Genomic DNA, 14,633 nt, shown 5'->3' with positions numbered 1-14,633 from the left:
TCTTGCTTTCCAAAGTCTATTAATATGCTCTAGTAAGACATTGACTAAAATGAATAATTGCCGACAAATCGATGACCGCCGCAAGTCTCATGGCGACCAAGGTGTGGGAGATGTTCCGATGAAGCGATTGAGCAAGATTTCGAGCCTGACGATGGCAGCATGGATCCTGGCCACGAGTTTGGCGAGTGGCGGTTGTGCGGTGGTCGATGCGATTCGTGGTCACGACGAGGCGCCGGCCGAAAACGCCAAATCGGATTACAACTACATCATCGGGCCGGGCGACAACCTCAACGTGTTCGTGTGGCGCAACCCCGAACTGTCAGCGTCGGTCGCGGTGCGACCCGACGGCAAATTCTCCACGCCGCTCGTCGAAGATCTGCAGGCCAGCGGCAGCACGCCGTCGGCGCTGGCGCGTGAGATCGAGAAAAAGCTTGCCGAGTACATTCGCGATCCGCTGGTCACCGTGACCGTCGGTAATTTCGTTGGTCAATACCAGGAGCAGGTGCGCGTGGTCGGTGAAGCGGCCAAGCCCGCCGCGATCCCGTATCGCAAGGACATGACGGTGCTGGACGTCATGATCGATGTCGGTGGCCTGACCGAATTTGCCGCGGGCAACCGCGCGTCCATTGTGCGGCTGTCTGGCAACGGTCACGAGCAGTACCGGGTGCGCCTCGAAGACCTGATCAAAGACGGTGACATCGAAGCGAATGTAGCGATGCAACCCGGCGATATCCTGATTATTCCCGAGGCTTGGTTCTGAACGCCATTTTGGATCTCGGCAGCCAGGCGGGCCTCGACTTATGAACGAACAGATACAGCAGGCGCGGCGCTATGTGCGCATGGTGTGGCCATACCGTTGGGCCGCGCTCGGCTTTACGGTGGTGCTGTGTGTGGGGGGCTGGGTTTTCGCGCTCACGATGCCCGACATCTACGAGGTGAAGGCGAAAATTTTCGTCGATACGCGCTCGATGCTGAGGCCCTTGCTGAAAGGCCTGGCCATCGACAGCGAATCGCTGGCCAGTTCGGCCAACATGATGAAGCGCACGCTGATGACGCGTCCGAATCTGGAGCAGGTTGCGCGCAAGACCGACCTGGATCTCAAGACCAAGAGCGACCGCGAATTCGACGCCGTAATCACCGGCCTGGCCGAGAAGATCAAACTGCAGGGCACCACCCAGGACAACATCTACGAGATCGCGTTTACCGGCTCGGACCCCAAGCAGGCCAAGCGAGTGGTGGACGAATTGCTCAATACCTTCATGGAATCGGCGCTCGGTTCCAATCGCACTGATACCGCCGTCACCCAGAAGTTTCTGGACGAACAAATCGTTCAATACGAAAAGCGCTTGCTCGACGCCGAAATGCGCTTGAAGGAATTCAAACAGCGTAACGTCGGCGTGATGCCGGACGAAGGAAGCTCCTATTTCAGGAATCTGCTCGATGCCAAGGACAAGTTGCAGCGTGCCCAGCTCGAGTTGAACGAAGCACAGAATCGCAGTTCCACGTTGCGCCAGAAGCTCGAAGGCGAGGAACCGGTGCTGGGCGTGATGGGCGACCAGCAGACGCTCCGTGCGCCGACCAGTTCGCGCTACGACGCGCGCATCGCTCACCTGCAGGAGCAGGTGGACCAGCTTCTGCTCCAGTACACCGACAAACACCCGGACATCCAGGCGATCCGCGAGCAGATGGAAGAACTCAAGGCGCGTCGCGATGAGGAGTTGAAGGAACTCGCGGAGCAGGCGGCGGCCGAGCCCGGCGACTCCCCCATGATGGAGGATGCCGGTGAGAGCGGCGTGTACCAGGAGATCAAACTCGCCATGGCAGAAGCGGAAGCCGAGGTGGCGGGCTTGAGCGCGCGCGTCGCGGCCTATCAGGCCAAGGTCTCCGAACTCGAGCGCCAGGTCGATTCGATTCCGGAAATCGAGGCGGAGCTCAAGCGGCTCGATCGCGATTACGGCATGAACAAGCAGCAATATGACGAACTGCTCAAGCGCCGTGAGTCGGCGCGCCTGTCGCAGGAAGTCGATCAGCAGGCTGACGATGTCAAGCTCAAGGTCATCGATCCGCCGCGCGTACCCTTGCTGCCGGTTGGTCCGAATCGCGTCCAGGTGATGACCGTGGTTCTGATCGGGGCGTTGGGCGCCGGTGTCGGCTTTGCGTTCCTGTTGTCGCAGATCAACCCGCGCTTCTATTCCAGCGAGGAGTTGAAGGAGATCACGCAATTGCCGGTGCTCGGCACGGTGTCGCTGGTGTTCAGCGAGAGGCAACGCACGGAGCGGCGCATGGAACTGGGCGTTTTTGCCCTGACCCTGATTGGCCTGATTGCCGTGTACGGCGGACTGGTGACGCTCGAGGCCATGCATTTCAATCTCGGCGATCGCGTTTCCAGGCTGATTGAGGCCAAGTCATGAGTTCAATCGAACGGGCGATGGACAAGATCCTCGAGGGCGAAGAGGGGCGTGAAAACGTGTCCACCTCGCCCGCTCCGAGCGTTGCTGTGCCTGAGGCGGCCACGGCGCCCGCGAGCGCCGCTCAGGAAGCCACCGCGACCAGCGAGCCCGCCGCGTCAATGCCAGCGGCCACGCCCCCCGAGCCATCAGTCGCGGCCGCGCCACCTGCGGCCGCGCCCGCGGCGCGCCCGGCTGCGCCTTCGCGCCCTGCGGGGGACAGGGTGGTGGACCTGGATTTCACGCGGCTCGCCGCCGGGGGCTTCTTGACGCCCAATCAGGCAACCACGCGACAGTCCGAGGAATACCAGCAAATCAAGCGCCGTCTTCTCAACAACATTGCTGCGGGTACACAGAACGAGAGCCGCCGATCGAACCTCATCCTGATCACCAGTTCCGTGCCCAGCGAAGGTAAGACTTTCACCTCGGTCAACCTCGCGATCAGTATCGCGATGGAAGTCGACCACACGGTGTTGTTGATCGACACCGATATCATGAAGCGCGACACCAGCCGGGTGCTGGGGGTCAGTGACCGCAAGGGCCTGTTCGACCTGTTGGCGAATCCTGAACTGCGGCTCGAGGATCTGCTGGTCCGCACCAGCATGAAGAACCTGGTGCTGCTGCCGGTGGGCACACCGCGCGACGGCAGCACCGAGCTGTTGGCCAGCGTTCGCATGCGCGAATTGACGAAGGAGATCGCCACCCGCTATCCCGATCGCGTGGTGTTGTTCGACTCGCCGCCGGTGCTGGCCACCACCACCGCCACCGCGCTGGCGCCCCTGGTCGGACAGCTCGTGCTGGTGGCGGAAGCCGGCAGCACCAAGCAGGAAACCATCAAGGAGACCCTGCAACGGCTCGATCGCGTGACCGTGACCGGACTCATCCTGAACAAGTCCAAGCAGGTCGCGAGCGCGTCCTACGAGTACTACGGCTACTACCATTCCCGATGAGTCGGCGTACATCGCAATACCGAAGGCAGCCGCGCGGCCGACGCACCCTGGCGTTGCGCATGGCGCTGACCGCTGCCTACCTCGGCGCCTGTGGGACGGTACAGGCCGGTTCGTGGCAGGTGACGCCGCGCTTTTCGACCGAGGAGACCTATACCGACAACGTTCGCCTGAGCGAGGATGACAGGGATGGTGATTTCATCACCACCATCACGCCGGGCGTGTCGGTGCGCGGCGACAGTGCACGTTTGAAAACCAGCATCGACTACAACTGGCGCCAGCAGTTCTACGCTGACGAGACCGGCTTTGATCGCAACGACAACCAACTGCAGGCCGACCTGGCCTCGATCCCGGTCAAAGACTGGTTGTATTTCGACGTCAACGGCCGTGTATCACAACAGGCCGCAGACTCGCGGCGATTCGTCAGCCTCAACAATCGCGGCCGTAACAACCAGGTCACCGATGTCACTTCGCTCGATCTTGCGCCGCGCATCGAACACCGGTTTGGTTCCCTCGGGCACATGCGCCTGGGTTACGCGCACCAGATTGTCGAACGCGCCAACGGCAGCCAGGGCACGGGCGGATTCGGCGGCAACGATTTCAACATCGGCGAAGGCAGCAGTGTCGAAGATGGCTTCAACCTTGACCTGTACAGCGGCGCAATCAACAGGCGCATGCCGGTGCAGGTGAGTGCCGAGGCCCGTAACGTGACATTCGAAAGCGGGCGCGAGCGCAAATTCCGCAATGCCCAGACTACGGTTTCCTATATCTTCAACCGCCAGTATTCGCTGCGCAGCACTGGCGGTTACGACGCCAACTCCTACGATTCGCAGCAGGGCACGTCGAATGGCGCGTATTGGACGATAGGCGGTGTCTGGACGCCGTCGTCGCGCACCTCCGTCGAATTCGACTGGGGGGACCGCTATTTCGGCAAGACGGTCAACGCCAAGGCCCACCACACCCAGCGGCGTTGGCGCTTTGATTTCTCCTACGGTACCCAGGTGCGCACCGCCAACCAGTTCGAACGCGGTCTCACCCTGGTGCCCTTGGTCGATGTCGATGGCCTGCCGGTGTTCGATCCTGTGACCAGCGGACAGATTCTCGTGCCGGTTGATTCGCCGAACGCGAATGATGACGTGTTTCTCGAAACGCGCACCAGCGCGGGGCTGAGCTACAACCTGCGTCGCGGTAAGCTGAGCCTGCGCTACTACGAAACCCAACGCGAGTCGGAAACGGTCGCCAACGATCAGAGCACCCGTGGCGTGAGTCTCAACCTCAGACACCCGATACGGCCACGCCTCAGGACCGAGTTCGCCGCCATGTGGCGCAACAACAAGCAGAATATCGGTCCCTCGACCAACGGCAATTACTACAGTTTCTACCCGAGCATCAGCTATGAGCTGGGTCCGCACACCACGGCGCGTATTCAGTACGAACTGACGATCAACAATGGCGCCCAAGGCTTGGGTTTCGTGGGCAACGGCGGGAGTTCGAACTACTACGAGAATGCGTTCTCCGCGAGCCTGGCCTTCCACCTGTAGGAAACAGGAATGTACGAAGCGCATTTCAACCTGACGGGGAAGCCGTTCCAGCTCAACCCCGATCCGCGCTTTTTCTTCCGCAGCCAGGGGCATAAGCGCGCGCTGTCCTACATGCGCTACGGCCTGCAGCAGGAGCAGGGCTTCATCGTCGTCACGGGGGACGTAGGTACCGGCAAGACCATGCTGGTCAACAACCTGTTCCGCGAGATTGAGGGACAGGGCGTGGTGGCCGCCAAGATCGTGTCGTCCAACGTCAAGGATCTCGATCTCCTGCGCCTGATCGCCGCCGAATTCGACATTCCGATTGAGCGCGCGTCCAAGGCCAGCCTGCTGCGTGATCTGGAAGCGCGCTTCACCGCCTGCCGCGAGGAGGGCAAGCGTGTGCTGCTGGTGGTCGACGAAGCACAGAATCTGCCGCGTTCGGCCTTGGAAGAGCTGCGCATGCTTTCCAATTTCGATCATAACGGTGTGCCGTTGGTGCAGAGCTTTCTGCTCGGTCAACGCGAGTTCCGCGGCATCCTGCGTGCGCCGGGCCTCGAGCAACTGCGTCAGCGCGTGATTGCCGCCTACCACTTGAAGCCGCTGTCGCCGGCGGAGATCAAGTCCTACATCGAATATCGCATGCGCAAGGTCGGCTGGACCGACAACCCGCTCATCGAAGAGCCGGTGTTCCAGCGTATCTACGATTTCACCGGCGGCGTGCCACGCCGCATCAACACGCTGTTTGATCGCACGCTGCTCAATTGCTACCTGGATGATTCCCACGTCATCAGCCCGACCATGCTCGATGCCGTATGCGCCGAGATCCTGGTCGAACAAGGCGAGTCGGGCGACGATGTCGACGACAAACCCGAAGGCTGGGAACCGGTGCGTGTCGTCACCGCCGAGTCGGCTGACGAGTCGAGCAGGAAGGGCGAGTTGGCCGAGATGGAGACCCGCCTCGTCAGCATGCAGCACGTGATTGAAGACCTGACCACCAAGCTGGTGGCGGCGCAGCAGCCGGCTCCCCTGTCCTTGCCGCCGGAACCACCCGCCATGACGGAGAGCGCTTCACGCTTTCCGTGGTGGACGACGGCCTTCCTGGTGGCGCTGATCGTGTTGGCCGCCACCGCGCTGTCGGTAGGCTACTGGTTGATGGCGAGGCACTGACCTCGCGCAGCGCTGGCCCTGGCCACCCCGCCCCGCTGATGGCGGGTGACGCAGCCGCCATCGGCATTTTTGTCAGCTGAGACCTAGACCCGCATATGAAAGTCGAGCCTATCGTCAACGCGCTTTCCATCGACGTCGAGGAGTATTTCCAGGTCTCGGCGTTCGAATCCGTGATTGCGCCCGACCATTGGGAGCGCTGGCCGTCACGCGTCGAGTTTGCCACCCACCAGTTGCTCGACCTGTACGCGGAAGTCGGTGTGCGCGCCACGTTCTTCACCCTGGGATGGGTTGCCGAACGTCACCCGCAGCTGATTGCGCGTATGTGCCGCGATGGTCATGAAGTGGCCTGCCACGGTTACAACCACACCCGCGCCACGACCCAGAGCCGTGCTGAATTCAAAGCGGACATCGCACGCAGCAAGGCTATCCTCGAAGACGCCGCCGGCAGCGCCGTGCTCGGCTACCGCGCCGCGAGTTTTTCCATCGACGCGACCAATTTGTGGGCTTTCCCCGAGATCGAGGCAGCCGGATTCATCTACAGCTCCAGTGTCTACCCGGTGCGGCACGACCTGTATGGCGCGCCCGCTGCGCCGCGCTCGCCGTTTGTCGCGCCGCATACCTCGGCCCTGACCGAGATCCCGGTCAGCACCGTGCGCATCGGCATGCGCAACCTGCCGGCCGGCGGCGGCGGCTTTTTCAGACTGCTTCCGTATGTCGTGTCGCGCGCGCTGATCAAACGGGTTAATTCGCACGACCATATGGCCGCTAACATGTACTTCCACCCGTGGGAATTCGATCCACAGCAGCCAAGGCCGCCGGGAGTAGGTTTGAAATCGCAATTCCGCCATTACTTGAACCAGGGACGCGCGCTGGCACGCATGCGTGCCCTGGTCAACGATTTCGCATGGGCGCCGTTCCGCGAAGTCTATGCCGACGTGCTCGGCGGGCGTTGCGGCCAGACGGTCGGGAGTGAAGCCTTTGCGCGTTCGTGATCTCGACAGCGCCGGCGCGCCGGCCTGGGATAATTTCGTCAATGCCCACCAGCACGGCACGTTCTTCCACTTGTCGGCGTGGCGCACGATCTTCGAGCAAGCCCTCGGTCATCGCACCCATTACCTCGTCGCCGAGCAGGACGGCGCGGTGTGCGGCGTGCTGCCGCTGGTGCACGTCAAGAGCCTGTTGTTCGGCAACAACCTGAGTTCCTTGCCGTTCAGCGCCCATGCCGGGCCGCTGGCGCTCGACGCCGACGCACGCGACGCCTTGCATCGCGCGGCCCACGAGCGCGCGCAAGCCCTGCAGGTGGGCGCCCTCGAGTATCGCCTGCCGGCCGCGTCGGGCGTCGCGCGGGTGTGCAAGGACCTGTACGCGAATTTCACCAAGCCGATACTCGCGGATGCTGAAGCGAACATGCAGGCCATACGCAGCAAGCAGCGCAATGTCATCCGCAAGGGCATCAAGAATGGACTCGTCGGGCATCGCTCGACGGTGGAACGTTTCTATGGCGTGTACGCCGAGAGCGTGCGCAATCTCGGTACGCCGGTGTTTCCGCGCCGCCTGTTCGATGCCATCGCCACCACCTTCGGCGACGCCATCGAGATCATCAGTGCCGAGTTGGATGGCGAACCGGTGTCGGCGGCGATGAACTTCTACTATCGAGACAGCGTCTGTCCCTATTACTGGGGCGGGCGCCATGCGGCGCGCAATCTCAACGGCAACGACTTCCTGGCTTTTGAAATCATGACCAGGGCGGCTCAGCGCGGTTGCACGCTGTTTGATTTCGGCCGCAGCAAGCGTGACACCGGCCCCTACCAATGGAAACTCAACCTGGGATTCGAAGCCAGTCCTTTGTTCTACGAATACGAACTCATCCGCGACCGTGAAATGCCGGACATCAACCCGCTCAATCCCAAGTACCGCTTGTTCATCGAGAGCTGGAAGCGTCTGCCGCTGCCGGTAGCAGGACTCATCGGGCCTTGGTTGTCACGCAACCTTGGCTGAGTCGTTCGACAAATCGCAGGCCGCCGCGCGCTGGCGGCTCCACGCCGGGCTGCTGGGACTTGCCTACCTGGCGCTCGGCGTCGGCTATTACGGCACCTTCGCCGACATGGTCGGGGTGTGGTCCCATTCCAGCACCTTCAACCACTGCTTTCTGATCCCGTTCATCGCGGTTTACCTCGGCTACACCAAGCGCCCGCAACTCGAGTACTGCGCACCCTCGGTCTCACTTTATGGTGTCGCCTACGTCGCCCTCAACGGTCTTTTGTGGATCGCGGGCGAGGTGATGTCTACGGCCTTTTTCATGCATCTCGCGGTGGTCGGCATGGCCATAGGCAGTGCCTGGGCGCTGCTCGGGCAGACGGTTTTTCGTGCCCTGCTGCTGCCGTTCTTCTACCTGTACTTCGCGGTGCCCGAGGGCGAGTTCCTGGTGCCCTACCTGCAGGACTGGACGGCGCTGGTGATGGTCAGCCTGCTGAAACTGATCGGCATGCCGGTATTCGTGGAAGGGCGTGACGTCAGCATTCCTTCCGGCAATTTCACCGTGGCGGAAGCCTGCAGCGGCATCAACTACCTGATCGCGACGCTGTCGGTCGCCACCATGTTTGCCTACCTGCAGTTCCGCTCGCTGAAGCGCCGCGCGGTGTTCATGGTGGCGGCCGTGGTCGTACCGCTGGTCGCCAACGGCATACGCGCCTTCGGCATCGTCATCATTGCCGATCTCAGTGACTACCGCCTGGCCCAGGGCATCGATCATTTCATCTATGGCTGGGTGTTCTTTGGCTTGGTCATCGCCATCCTGTTCTGGGTTGGCCGCTCGTTCAGTGACATGGACGACAGCGATGCTACCGCGCCGGTTGCGCCGACACCGATGGAGGCCTTGTCTCCCGGGCGCGCGCAGCGCACCCTGGCAATGGTGGTGCTGCTTTGCGTGGCGCCGCGTGTCGCACTGCTGGCGCAGGATGCCGCTCGTGCCGTCGCCCCTCCCATCGAATTGAAGGCCGTCGCGCAGTGGTCGGGCCCGGCACCGGTGACCGAGTCCCTGGCCAGCCACTTCCCCGGCGCCGCACAGGATCTCGCCGGCCGTTACACCGCCGCCGACGGGCGCGTGGTCAGCGTCGAGGTGGTCTATTTCCGCGAGCACGACGCCAAGGGCGAACTCATCAGCCAGAACAATCGCGTGTTCGACAAGCATGAGTGGCGACAGCTGTCCCATGGCGTGCGCGACGTGCCGCAGCCGTTGCCGATGAAGTCGGTCAACGAACTGCGCCTGCGCTACAAGGCCGAAAAGGACTACCTGGTGTGGTACTGGTACGAAGCGCAGGGGCTGTTGGCGGTGGACAGTTTGCCGGTCAAGTTGGCCGAGGGCTGGGCGCGACTGCGCGGCTCCAACCGCGGCGCGGCGATGATTGCCGTGCGTACCGAGATCGTGCCCGGCAGCCAGGCCGCCGACGAAGCGTTGCTGGCATTCGTGCGTTCGGGAGCACTGCTGCTCGACAACCTGCGTGTCCAGCCCTGACCGTCATCGGCCATCACCGTGGGAACGCCGATCACCGTCATGCATGTGCTGTTTCACTTCGGCATCGGTGGCCTCGAGAATGGCGTGGTCAACCTCATCAACGGTTTCCCGGCCGGACGTTACCGCCACGTGATCGTGTGTCTGAACGATTACGATCGGCAGTTCGCGCGTCGACTGCGCGACGGTAACGTCGAGTTCCACGCCCTGCACAAGCGTCCCGGTCATGACTTCGGCACCTGGCGTCGCGCGTGGCAACTGCTGCGCGAAATCCGTCCCCAGGTGCTGCACACGCGCAATTTCGTCAGCCTGGAATTTCAGCTGCTCGGCTTGCTGTGCGGCGTGCGCGGTCGCGTGCATGGCGAACACGGCTGGGACATGCAGGATCTCGGCGGCGTCAATCGCAAGCACCGTCTTGCCCGCCGGCTGTTTGGCGCCTGCGTGCAGCGCTTCATCGCGCTGTCGCGGGACCTCGAGCGCTATCTCGTCGACGATGTCGGCATTGCGCCGGACAAGGTCATGCAGATTTACAACGGTGTCGATGTCGAGCGCTTTCATCCTGTCACACGGGATCAACAAGCGCCGCTGGTCATCGGCACCGTCGGCCGCATGAAGGCGGTCAAGAACCAGACCTTCCTGTGCCGCGCGTTCATCGACCTTTTGTCGCGGCGCGCCGATCTGGTCGGCAAGCTGCGCCTGCGCATGGTTGGCGACGGCCCGCTGCGCGCCGAATGCGACGCCTTGCTGGCAGCGGCGGGGCTGCGCGCCTGCGCGGATCTCATCGGTGAGTCGGACCAGGTGGCCGACGAAATGCGCGCCATGGATATCTTCGTGTTGCCGTCATTGGCCGAGGGCATTTCCAACACCATCCTCGAAGCCATGGCGACCAGCCTGCCGGTGATTGCCACCGCGGTCGGCGGCAATCCGGAACTGATTGTGGCGGGCCAAACCGGCGCGCTGGTCGCGTGTGACGACATTGCCACCCTGAGCGCGACCCTCGAACGTTATGTCGACCAGCCCGCCTTGCGCCGTGCCCATGGTGAACAGGGCAGGGCGGTCGTCACCGCGCGCTTCAGTCTCGCGCGCATGGTCGCCACCTACGATGACATCTATCGCGAGCTGGCGGCGTGAAGGCATGCCGTTGGCCGAACCGACGAATGGAGAGCGCCTATGTGCGGCATAGCGGGTATCGTTGACCTACGCGGGACCAGCGAAATCGACGAGGGTCTGTTGCGCCGGATGACCGATGCGCTGACCCATCGCGGCCCTGACGAATCGGGCTACCATCGCGAACCGGGCGTCGGGCTGGGCCACCGTCGGTTGTCGATCATCGATCTCGCCACCGGTCAGCAGCCGATGGCCAGCGACGATCGGCGTTGCTGGCTGACCTTCAACGGCGAGATCTACAACTTCCAGGAGCTGCGCCGCGAACTCGAAGCGGCCGGCTACAGCTTCCGCACCCACTCCGATACCGAGGTGCTGCTCAATGCCTGGCTGCATTGGCAGGAAGACTGCGTGCGGCGCCTGCGCGGCATGTTTGCATTCGCGGTGTGGGATGCGACGCGCGAGACCTTGTTTCTCGCCCGCGACCACCTGGGCGTCAAGCCGCTGTATTTTGCCGGGCTGGCCGATGGCCGCGTGCTGTTCGCCTCGGAATTGAAATCGCTCACCCTGTGCCCGGAACTGCGCCGCGAAATCGATCCGTGCGCGGTGGAGGATTACTTCTCCTACGGCTACGTGCCCGAGCCGCGCACGATCTACCGTTCCGTGGCCAAGCTCGCGCCCGGCTATTGCCTCAGCCTCACGCGTGGCAAGGGGCTCGATACGCCGCGGCAATACTGGGACGTGCCATTCCGTCTCGATGCGCGGCTGAGCGTCGGCGACGCCGCCGATGAACTGCTGCAACGAACCCGCGAGTCGGTGCGCTCGCAGATGGTGTCGGAAGTCCCGCTCGGCGCATTTCTGTCCGGCGGCGTGGACTCCTCGGCGGTGGTGGCGATGATGGCGGGGCTGCAGGGTTCGGCGGTCAACACCTGCTCCATAGGCTTCGACGTCGCGGGCTTCGATGAATCGAGCTACGCCTCGGAGATCGCCCAGCGCTTCGGTACCACCCATCATTCGCGGATGGTGAGTCCCGACGACTTCTCGTTGGTCGACAAGCTCATCGATCTCTACGACGAGCCCTATGCCGACAGTTCGGCGCTGCCGACCTACCGGGTCTGTGAGCTCGCGCGTGAACGGGTGACCGTGGCGCTGTCCGGCGATGGCGGCGACGAGAACCACGCCGGCTATCGTCGCTACAGGCTGCACATGGCCGAAGAGGCGGTGCGCCGCCTGCTGCCGCTCAACGTTCGGCGCGCGGTGTTCGGGCCGCTCGGCGCTCTGTATCCGAAAGCCGACTGGGCGCCTCGCGTGTTCCGCGCCAAGACCACGTTCCAGTCGTTGGCGCGTGACTCGGTGGCCGCCTATTTCCATACGATTTCGATATTCAGCGACGAACTGCGTGGCAAACTGTTTTCGCCGGCCATCAAGCGCGAACTACAGGGCTATTCCGCGCAGGAGGTGTTGCGCCGGCACGCCGCCGCATCGCCCACCGACGACGCGCTGTCACTGGTGCAATACCTGGACATGAAGACCTACCTGCCGGGCGACATCCTGACCAAGGTCGATCGCGCGAGCATGGCCCATGCGCTGGAAGTGCGTGTGCCGCTGCTCGACCATGAACTGGTGGAATGGACCTCGAGCCTGCCGGCAAACCTGAAGCTGCACGGAGGCGAGGGCAAATACCTGTTCAAGAAGTGCCTGGAACCGCTGCTCCCCGAGCACATCCTGTATCGGCCCAAGATGGGCTTCGCCGTGCCGCTGGCGAAGTGGTTCCGCGGCGCCTTGCGCGAGAAGATCACGGCGGTGGTGCTGGGCGAGCGCCTGCGTGCCACGGGCTATTTCAATGAACCCTTCCTGCGCCACCTCATCGACGCCCACCAGTCCGGACGCCGCGACTACAGCGCATTGCTGTGGACGCTCATGATGTTCGACGCGTTCCTGGGCAAGAGCGGCGCGCGTTAGCGTCGCGCCCGGCCGCCGCTGAGCGGCGTCAGAGCGCGAGGAATTCCTCCTGCCATAGCTGGAACGTCAGCAAGGCCAACAGACCATCGGTGCCATCGATACGTCGTTCCATGTGGCCGTCGACCAGCGCCCGGACCTGGCTGGTATTGAACAAGCCCTGGCGCTCCAGTCGCGCGGTGGACAGCAGATCCTCGAGCATCTCCCGCAGTTCGCCGCGCAGCCACGCGCCGACCGGCGCGCCGAAACCTCGTTTGCGTCGATTGAGCACGGCATCGGGCAGGCGGTCCTTGAAGGTGCGCCGCTGGATGTGGCGCAACTGCATGCCGCGGATCTTCAAATCCTCGGGAATTCGCGCCGCAAATTCCACGACACGGTAATCAAGGTAGGGCACCCGCACTTCGAGTGAACACGCCATCGACATCTTGTCGGTCAACAGCAGCAACTGCTCCGGCAGGGAGGTTTTGAGATCGACGTACATGATGCGGTCCAGGATCCCGCTGGCGTCGCAATCGGCGAGCGTGTCGGTGAAAGGCTGGAGCACGTCATGGGAGGCGGCGAGGGAGGGGGCCAGCATGCCGGGCGCCAGCACCTGCATCATCGCGCCGTACTGCTGGGCCGGCGGCTGCTCCGCCGTGCGTATGAAACCCTTGGCCAGACGCACGTAGTTCAGGACCCGGTTGTTGCGATCCTCGGGCAGGGCGGAGAACAGCGGTGCGATCAGCCCTTGACGCAGTGCACGCGGCAAGCGTTGCCACCAGCGGTTGAGCCCGATGTTGAAATATCGGCGATAGCCGCCGAACAGTTCATCGCCGCCCACGCCGGACAGGATGACTTTCACCGATTCGCGCGCCAATTGCGACACGAGGTAGGTGACGACGAACGACGAATCGGCGATCGGCTCGTCCATGTAACGGATGAGCTTCGGAAACAGGTTGCGCACGTCAGGTTCGGCCAGGATCTCGTGATGCCGCGTGCCGTAGTGCCGGGCGATGTCGCGCGCTTCCGATGATTCGTCGTGTTCGGCGAACGCGCTTCCATAGCCGATGTTGTAGGTGCTGATGTCCTGCGTGCCGAGGTCGCGCATGATATGGATGATGCTGCTCGAATCCATGCCGCCGCTGAGGAAGGCGCCCAACGGCACGTCGGCGATCATGCGGTAGCGCACCGAACTGCGCAGCAGGTCGTAGAGTTCGGCGGCTATCTCGTCGGCGCTGCCGCGCAGCTTGTCCGCGTAGGAGACATCCCAGTATTTCTTGATCTCGACGCCGGTCTCGGTGGTCAGCAGCATGTGGCCCGGCGGCAGCTTGCGAATGCCGCGCAACAGGGTGTGCGGCGCGGGCGAGAAGCCGTACTGCAGGTACAGGCGCAGGCTGTCGACATCCAGCGAACGGCCGATGTCGGGGTGCGCCAGCAGTGATTTTATTTCCGAGCCGTAGACGAGTTTCTCGCCGTCCAGGTAGTAGTAAAGCGGCTTGATGCCGAGCCGGTCGCGGGCAATGAGCAGCCGCTCCTTGGTCGCATCCCAGATCGCCAGCCCGAACATGCCATTGATGTAATCGATGAAGTCGGTGTCGTGGGCGAGGTAGAGATGCAGAACGACCTCGGTATCGCTGTGCGTCGTGAATTGATGTCCTGCTTTGAGCAGCTCCTCGCGGCGCTCCTGGAAATTGAACGCTTCGCCATTGAATACGATGGCTTGTTGCCCCGACGGTGAGAATATCGGCTGGTGTCCGCCGCCAAGATCGATGATCGACAGGCGGCGCATGCCAATGCCGGTGTGGCCAAAACACGCCTGGCCTTCGTCATCGGGCCCGCGATGCACGATCTGATCGTTCATCATGCGCAGCACGTCCGGGCTGACGCGCCGCGCGCGGTCGAAGTAATGGACGCCGACTATGCCGCACATGGCAGGTCAATTCGCTGGCAGATACATGAATGGACGGCGTCGCGGCGCGTGCCCGCCGTCGCCTGG

General features: G+C 62.9%; 11 protein-coding genes. 10 read left to right on the top strand and 1 reads right to left on the bottom strand.

Features of this window, described 5'->3' with window-relative positions; all coding sequences use genetic code 11:
* The first annotated feature begins 151 nt into the window (after positions 1 to 151).
* From IPM80_22695 to IPM80_22650, 10 genes are all read left to right on the top strand, one after another.
* On the top strand, positions 152 to 760 hold the full coding sequence (locus tag IPM80_22695; protein ID MBK8961155.1) for a polysaccharide biosynthesis/export family protein: 609 nt from the start codon (positions 152 to 154) through the stop codon (positions 758 to 760).
* 40 nt (positions 761 to 800) lie between these two features.
* Positions 801 to 2,411 carry a chain-length determining protein gene (locus IPM80_22690; GenBank protein MBK8961154.1) on the top strand — a complete coding sequence of 537 codons (1,611 nt, stop codon included), beginning with the start codon at positions 801 to 803 and terminating at the stop codon, positions 2,409 to 2,411.
* Between the two features lie 17 nt (positions 2,412 to 2,428).
* A complete protein-coding gene (locus tag IPM80_22685; GenBank protein ID MBK8961153.1) occupies positions 2,429 to 3,397 on the top strand; it encodes an AAA family ATPase in 969 nt (322 codons plus the stop codon).
* A 59-nt stretch (positions 3,398 to 3,456) separates the two neighbouring features.
* Positions 3,457 to 4,935: a TIGR03016 family PEP-CTERM system-associated outer membrane protein gene (locus IPM80_22680; GenBank protein MBK8961152.1), complete on the top strand. Its 1,479-nt coding sequence runs from the start codon at positions 3,457 to 3,459 to the stop codon at positions 4,933 to 4,935.
* A gap of 9 nt (positions 4,936 to 4,944) precedes the next feature.
* Positions 4,945 to 6,084, top strand: coding sequence for an AAA family ATPase (locus tag IPM80_22675; GenBank protein MBK8961151.1), 1,140 nt, complete (start codon positions 4,945 to 4,947; stop codon positions 6,082 to 6,084).
* Between the two features lie 95 nt (positions 6,085 to 6,179).
* Positions 6,180 to 7,076, top strand: a complete 897-nt coding sequence (locus IPM80_22670; protein ID MBK8961150.1) for a DUF3473 domain-containing protein — start codon at positions 6,180 to 6,182, stop codon at positions 7,074 to 7,076.
* Positions 7,012 to 8,082: a FemAB family PEP-CTERM system-associated protein gene (locus tag IPM80_22665; protein ID MBK8961149.1), complete on the top strand. Its 1,071-nt coding sequence runs from the start codon at positions 7,012 to 7,014 to the stop codon at positions 8,080 to 8,082. Before IPM80_22670 ends, IPM80_22665 begins: the two co-directional genes overlap by 65 nt.
* Entirely contained in the window at positions 8,075 to 9,598 is a 1,524-nt protein-coding gene (gene xrtA, locus IPM80_22660) for an exosortase A (GenBank protein MBK8961148.1), read from the top strand. The genes IPM80_22665 and xrtA overlap by 8 nt, the downstream gene beginning before the upstream one ends.
* Positions 9,599 to 9,637: 39 nt before the next feature.
* The gene (locus IPM80_22655) at positions 9,638 to 10,726 is read left to right on the top strand and encodes a TIGR03088 family PEP-CTERM/XrtA system glycosyltransferase (GenBank protein MBK8961147.1); all 1,089 of its coding nucleotides are present in this window, start codon (positions 9,638 to 9,640) and stop codon (positions 10,724 to 10,726) included.
* A gap of 39 nt (positions 10,727 to 10,765) precedes the next feature.
* Positions 10,766 to 12,661 carry an amidotransferase 1, exosortase A system-associated gene (locus IPM80_22650; protein ID MBK8961146.1) on the top strand — a complete coding sequence of 632 codons (1,896 nt, stop codon included), beginning with the start codon at positions 10,766 to 10,768 and terminating at the stop codon, positions 12,659 to 12,661.
* Between the two features lie 28 nt (positions 12,662 to 12,689).
* On the opposite strand, the gene asnB is transcribed toward IPM80_22650, so the two are convergent.
* Positions 12,690 to 14,567 (bottom strand): asparagine synthase (glutamine-hydrolyzing), encoded by a 1,878-nt coding sequence (gene asnB, locus IPM80_22645; GenBank protein ID MBK8961145.1) that lies wholly within the window; start codon positions 14,565 to 14,567, stop codon positions 12,690 to 12,692.
* Positions 14,568 to 14,633: the final 66 nt, after the last annotated feature.

Source organism: Pseudomonadota bacterium, assembly GCA_016719885.1.
Classification (GTDB): domain Bacteria; phylum Pseudomonadota; class Gammaproteobacteria.
This window is presented reverse-complemented; position numbering and strand designations above follow the sequence as displayed.